This is a genomic window from Psychrobacillus sp. (assembly GCF_056205495.1).
On the sequence record NZ_JBAEAP010000237.1, the window covers coordinates 1 to 5,973 of the forward strand.

The 5,973-nt window shown below is 37.0% G+C and carries 6 protein-coding genes; 3 read left to right on the plus strand and 3 right to left on the minus strand.

Going from position 1 to position 5,973, the window contains the following annotated elements; all coding sequences use genetic code 11:
- The first annotated feature begins 228 nt into the window (after positions 1-228).
- Positions 229-1,038 (plus strand): hypothetical protein, encoded by an 810-nt coding sequence (locus AC06OU_RS06840; RefSeq protein ID WP_475854864.1) that lies wholly within the window; start codon positions 229-231, stop codon positions 1,036-1,038.
- Positions 1,039-1,098: 60 nt separating this feature from the next.
- Here AC06OU_RS06840 and AC06OU_RS06845 read toward each other — a convergent pair whose 3' ends face one another.
- The 3 genes from AC06OU_RS06845 to AC06OU_RS06855 form a co-directional block, all read right to left on the minus strand.
- Positions 1,099-2,193, minus strand: a complete 1,095-nt coding sequence (locus tag AC06OU_RS06845) for an RtcB family protein (protein ID WP_475854865.1) — start codon at positions 2,191-2,193, stop codon at positions 1,099-1,101.
- Between the two features lie 20 nt (positions 2,194-2,213).
- On the minus strand, positions 2,214-3,176 hold the full coding sequence (gene corA, locus AC06OU_RS06850) for a magnesium/cobalt transporter CorA (RefSeq protein ID WP_475854867.1): 963 nt from the start codon (positions 3,174-3,176) through the stop codon (positions 2,214-2,216).
- Positions 3,177-3,278: 102 nt separating this feature from the next.
- Entirely contained in the window at positions 3,279-4,769 is a 1,491-nt protein-coding gene (locus AC06OU_RS06855) for a glycine betaine uptake BCCT transporter (protein ID WP_475854868.1), read from the minus strand.
- A gap of 471 nt (positions 4,770-5,240) precedes the next feature.
- Between AC06OU_RS06855 and AC06OU_RS06860 the strand changes: the two genes are divergently transcribed.
- Positions 5,241-5,561 carry a hypothetical protein gene (locus AC06OU_RS06860; RefSeq protein WP_169359337.1) on the plus strand — a complete coding sequence of 107 codons (321 nt, stop codon included), beginning with the start codon at positions 5,241-5,243 and terminating at the stop codon, positions 5,559-5,561.
- 241 nt (positions 5,562-5,802) lie between these two features.
- Positions 5,803-5,973: M55 family metallopeptidase (locus AC06OU_RS06865; RefSeq protein WP_475854870.1), on the plus strand; the 171-nt coding region annotated here is incomplete at its 3' end.

Below are 5,973 nucleotides of genomic sequence, written 5' to 3' on the forward strand. Positions count from 1 at the left end.
CGCTTCAAATCTTCTTAAACCCATTTAATCTACCACACGCAGTAGAGACCATTTTAGTGGTATTATTTCTAGCGTTTGGCCTCTATATTTTGTGGCAATTTTTACGAAAACTGTTTAAGCGAGCATTAGAGCATTAAAGAAGACCCTCCAAAAGAGAAATCTTTAGGAGGGATTTTTTTATGAAACTATTTCCTGAAGGTTTTCGTAAAAGGGGTAGGGGGGATGTAGATGAAACATATTTATGAACGGACAGCCAAATATGCTAAAATAGCCTCTATTACTGTTTTAATAGTTTACATAGTAGCAATTTTGGGCTTTAGGGAGACTTTATTAACGGATTGGGAATTACATATATCTGTAGGATGGACGCTTCTTATTTTCTTTAGTTTGACTTTCTTATTCCAACAAGCAGCGAACAAGCTACCAGTGGAGCAGAGCACAGTTATAGAACAAACTCCATCTGAGTTTACATTAAAGGAGTTAAATTTCCAAAGTGATGTCTCGATTATTCCGAGGAGTTTTTTAGTATCCCCTACTGGTGAAAGGCTTTATAGCATCAGTCCTACAGTGGAACAGCCGGTCATAAGAAGGCTAAATGCATTTCCACTTATTCGAAAGGGAATGATATTTCCAGTAACTTATGATGTTAAAACAATGGATGGTCAAGTGGTTAGCAAGTTTACTATTGCAAACAAACTTAAATTTATGGAGATACAAGTGTTTGATCATAAGCAGGTACACCTTTCAACTGCAGTACTTCCAGTTTTTTCAGTAAAAAATAGAGCACTAGTATTTGACCCAAATCGGGAAAAAACACATCAAATGGAAGCAAAGAGTGTGTACGGTGATATAGACGTAAATGATTTGAAGGGTAGAAGATTAGCAACCTATCGTTTTGGTATGTTTCCGTACGCTACACACCCCGCCTTTGAGCTGCAAGGGATGAATGTTCACGTTTCATTTGCAGAAGGCCTATCATATGTAGAAAAACTAACTTTTACAGCTTTATTTTATTACTGGACAGCTAATCAGTCCTGATTTAAATGGAGATATAAGAAGGAGGCTCATCATAAGAAAATATGATGAGCCTCCTTTATATTAGTGTGCTTTATAATTATAGATTGGCTTAATAACCTCTAATACATCAACAGTGTCATGAATATGTGCAAGTATATCTTCCATAGCCTTGTAGGCAAAAGGAGATTCATCTACCGTGGCAGACACTACGGAAGTACTCCAAATTCCTTCCATAGAGGCTTGAAAGTCTTCTAAAGCGACTTGTTTTCTTGCTTGAGAACGGCTCATTAAACGGCCTGCTCCATGAGGACCAGAATAATTCCATTCAGGATTTCCTTTTCCGCGGCAGATAAGTGAGCCATCACGCATATTCATTGGTATAATTACGATCTCACCAGCTTGAGCTGATATTGCTCCCTTGCGTAAAATCATGTTATCTAAGTCAATATAATTATGAATGGTATCAAATTCTGATTGAACACTCCAGTTCATTCCTCTACAAATAACATCAACCATTGTCTTACGATTAAATGCAGCGTACTTTTGGGCAATTGAAAGATCATATAAATAATCCTTCATATTCTCTCCGTCTACATATGCAAGATCTCTTGATACGCTGTTACCTAAAGTTTCGGCTGCTACTTGCTGATAATGCTCTGCAATTTGCTTTCCTAAGTTCCTACTTCCAGAGTGTATAACTAGATAGATACTCCCATCTTCACCTTCGTTGAGTTCTATAAAGTGGTTTCCTCCTCCAAGTGAACCTAGGCTTAACCTTGCGCGCTGTTCATTAATAGGAGCAGATACTTCCTCAAAAGGTATTTCTATTGTATTACGATGTTCTTTTTGGCGAATACGAGTTCCGCTTGGTACATTTTTTTTGATTGTCTTATCAAGCTTGGCGAAATCCACATCTTCTTTTCTAGTATCTAGTTTTGCACAAATCATCCCGCATCCTAAATCGACTCCTACAAAATTAGGGACTACTTTATCAGTAATCGTCATAGTAGTGCCTACCGTACAGCCTTTTCCAGCATGTAAATCTGGCATCATTCTAATTTTGTTGTCCTGAAGAAATGGAAGACTACAAAGCTGTTCTACCTGAGATTTTGCAGTTTCTTCTATTATATCTGTAAAAACTAATGCATTATTATGTGTTCCTTTAATCTCAATCATATTATCCCCCTAAGTAAATTTTAACTTCTAAACAAATTAAACCAGCCCTTATACTTGAACCAAGCAATCATCCCAGTAGCAATTACTACCATTATGCCAACGACAATAAAGTAGCCATACTTCCACTCTAACTCAGGCATATTAAGAAAATTCATGCCGTACACTCCAACGATAAACGTTAAAGGAATAAAGACGGTAGAAACCGTGGTCAGTATCATCATAATACGATTCATTCGGCTAGCATTGATCGAATCATAGCTGTCCCTTATATCTGCTGTTAACTCTCGATTAGCTTCTACCATCTCAGTTAACTTCAGAAGATGATCATAAATGTCATCAAAATATGCACGCTCACTCTGGTTTAAGTTAATACGCTCGGAGTACATCACCCGGTACAGCAAGTCTCGCATAGGAATGATAGTTCTTCGTAGACGCAATAAGTCACTTCGTAGGTCAAATACTTGATCCATAGACAAATGATCCATATCCATCGATAGCCTTTCGTCTACCTCATTCAAATAATCCTCGATGTGGTAAACAATTGGGAAGTAGGTGTCTACTACTTTATCCACGATATTGTACGTAATGAGGATGTTGCCACGTTCCCAATTTCTAGGGTTACTTCTAATTCTCTCTCTAGCTTCTTGTAACTCTTGCATAGGGGGAAAATGGAAGCTTACAACAAAATCCTTTCCGACAAAAAGGTTGAGCTCCTCAGGCTCCATTTCTTTCTCATTAAAGGCGTGTAAAACAAAAAATTCATAATCACCATAGTGATCTAACTTAGGACGTTGCAACATTTGCAGACAATCCTCGATAGCAAGTGGATGGAAGTGAAAGAAGGAGCTTAAAAGCTGTTCCTCTTCTTTTGTCGGTTCACCAATATCCACCCAATACCATTCCAGTTCGTTTGTTTGTATATATTCTAAAGGAAAATCCATAATGACCTCTTGGTTGACTGTCCTGCCTATTGTACTTATCATAAAGAAACCACACTTTCACCAGATCTTTGTATATTATCTCATAATATCCCAATGAAAAATATTAAAACAAAAATGCCAAGGTGTTTTCCCTGGCATTTTTGTTTATTTTTTCTTTTTTAACTTAGTTTCGTCGTTTAATGATTTAAATAATGATATAACCATTAATATCATGATAAATGAGAACGGCAAAGCCGCTATAATAATAGTGTTTTGTAAAGCAGTGAGTCCATTGACCGATAGTAATATAAGCGCGATAGTCGATTGGATAACGCCCCACGTAAGCTTTACGCTATTAGGTGGCGTAAGTGACCCATTAGTGGACTGCATACCGAGAACAAATGTTGCTGAGTCCGCTGATGTAATAAAGAAAGATGCTATTAACAAAATTGCTACCAAAGAAATAATAAAAGAGAATGGCATGGTATTAAACATCTCAAAAATAGTTAGCTCCGTTGAAAGACTAGCTAAATCTGCAATGCCTCTTTTTTGTATATCAATAGCGGTGGTCCCAAAAGATGAGAACCAAATAGCACCTAAAAGAGTAGGTACTAGTAATACTCCAATCATAAACTCGCGAATGGTTCTACCTTTAGAAACTCGAGCGATGAACATGCTCACAAATGGAGCCCATGATATCCACCAAGCCCAGTAAAAGATCGTCCACATATCCAACCAATCTCTATTGGTAGAACTTAATGGAGCCGTTCTAAAGCTCATTTGAATAATATTTGCTAAATAACCACCAAATGAATCCGTGAACATATTTAAAATGAGTAAAGTTGGTCCTAGAACAATTACAAATAGTAAAAGGGCAAGAGCAAGTATTAAGTTTAGATTTGAAAGATACTTAATACCTTTACTCAATCCTGACCATGCAGAGGCCACAAATAAGACAGTAACCACAGAAATAATGATAAATTGTGAAAAGATACCTATTTCAAAACCGAATAAGTAGTTAAGACCTGCGTTAATTTGAACAGCGCCGAAGCCAAGGGAAGTAGCAACTCCAAATGCTGTTGCAAAGACAGCTAGCACATCGACAAGGACGCCCCAAGGACCTTCCATTTTTTTGCCGAAGATTGGCTTCAGTGTTGCCGAAATTAACCCCGGTTCCCCTTTACGGAACTGGAAGTAAGCAAGTGTTAAAGCAATTACCCCATACATTGCCCAAACATGTAATCCCCAATGAAAAAAGGATTGTCGTAATCCTTCTTTAAATGCAGCATCCGTGTTAGGTTCTTCAGTAGCAGGACTAGTTGCGAAGTGAGATAGAGGTTCAGCAGCACCATAAAAGACAAGACCGATTCCCATCCCTGCTGAAAATAGCATGGCGAGCCAAGAGATTAAACTGAAATCTGGTCGATCAGTATCCTTACCTAATCGTATCTTCCCGTACGGACTGAAGATAAAAAATATACTAACTAACAACATCACTGACATGAGTAGCATGTAATACCAACCAAATGATGTTGAAACAAACGACTTACCTCGTGTTGTAAGTGCCTCAAAACTTTCCGGAGCTAATGCTCCATAACCGACCGCTAAAATAATCAGGCCGATTGTAATATAAAATACCTTTGAAATGTTCTTCATGTTTCCTCCTTTTAAGATCAACTAAGTTAAGTCTATTACTATACTAAGATAAAGTTGTTTAATCAACCCATATGCCCAGAATAACCGTTTTTCAATCATCTTAAACGCTTTTATTAGGTATTTTATACGATAAATTACATTAGTATTAATTTAATAAACAGTAATTATCCATATTAAACATTATTTGGAAATTATTTTAATGAACTAGCATGACCAGACCGAATTGTAGGGGCCGATTCGATTATGTTTGCGTTAGTGTCTCTTAAAGTATGGTCCGTATCAAATGAAGCTATTCATAAGGTGCCAATACGAATGCTAAGGAATATTAAATAAGGATCATGTCTGTCTTGGTTTTATCTTGCATAATGGCTTACATAAAATTATTCTTTTTTTTTGGTGATTGAGGTGTTTGTCTATTCCTCTTATGATTTCTTGCATTTATTACTATAAGTGCAAGAGGAGGTGAAAAATATGAGTAATCATCATATGTGCCATTCATGCGGGAAGAATATGAGTTGGGGCCAACAATGTGGGTGTAATCGACAGCTACCAGCAGCTGAGCCAATTATTTGCCCGCCGCAATATCGCGTTTGTGATTCTTTCATACCAAGAGTTCAGCCAGTCATTCAACCAATTGTAAATGTAAATAGAGAGCATATCGTAAATGTTCCGCAATACTATGTTACAGAATCGAATGAAACAGTTGTAGTACCTGAAGCACAAAATGCTTACCCTGTTAACAATCAGTTTTCAGGTGGATCCCATCGTGGATTTTTCTCTAGATTTCGTTAATTTTTGAACTATAGCGTCGACTTAACCAAGTTTTGTCTATCTTTATCGAATATTGCAAATGCCCTTTATAAAAGGTGCATTTGCTTTTTTATTTTCTTTGGTAAGGGAAAAAATGAATTTATTAAATTTTTTTTATTATGCCAAACATCTAGCAAAAACGAGATATTGTAATTTTCCGTAAATTTTGATAAAGTTGGTCTTACTAATAGAAAAATAGAGTTAGAATTTGGGGGAGAATGTATTGAAGCTATTTCTTTCGGTTGATATGGAAGGCATAACCGGTCTGCCTGATTACACATTTGTGGAGTCGAACAAGCATAACTATGAAAGAGCAAGACGCATCATGACGCAAGAAGCCAATGCAATTATAGAAGGGGCACTATCTACAGGAGTTAACGAGGTCCTAGTTAAT

Coding starts and splice junctions, on each gene's coding strand:
- AC06OU_RS06840 (WP_475854864.1), top strand. CDS start 229: ATGAAACATATTTATGAACGGACAGCCAAATATGCTAAAATAGCCTCT.
- AC06OU_RS06845 (WP_475854865.1), bottom strand. CDS start 2,193: ATGATTGAGATTAAAGGAACACATAATAATGCATTAGTTTTTACAGAT.
- corA (WP_475854867.1), bottom strand. CDS start 3,176: ATGATAAGTACAATAGGCAGGACAGTCAACCAAGAGGTCATTATGGAT.
- AC06OU_RS06855 (WP_475854868.1), bottom strand. CDS start 4,769: ATGAAGAACATTTCAAAGGTATTTTATATTACAATCGGCCTGATTATT.
- AC06OU_RS06860 (WP_169359337.1), top strand. CDS start 5,241: ATGAGTAATCATCATATGTGCCATTCATGCGGGAAGAATATGAGTTGG.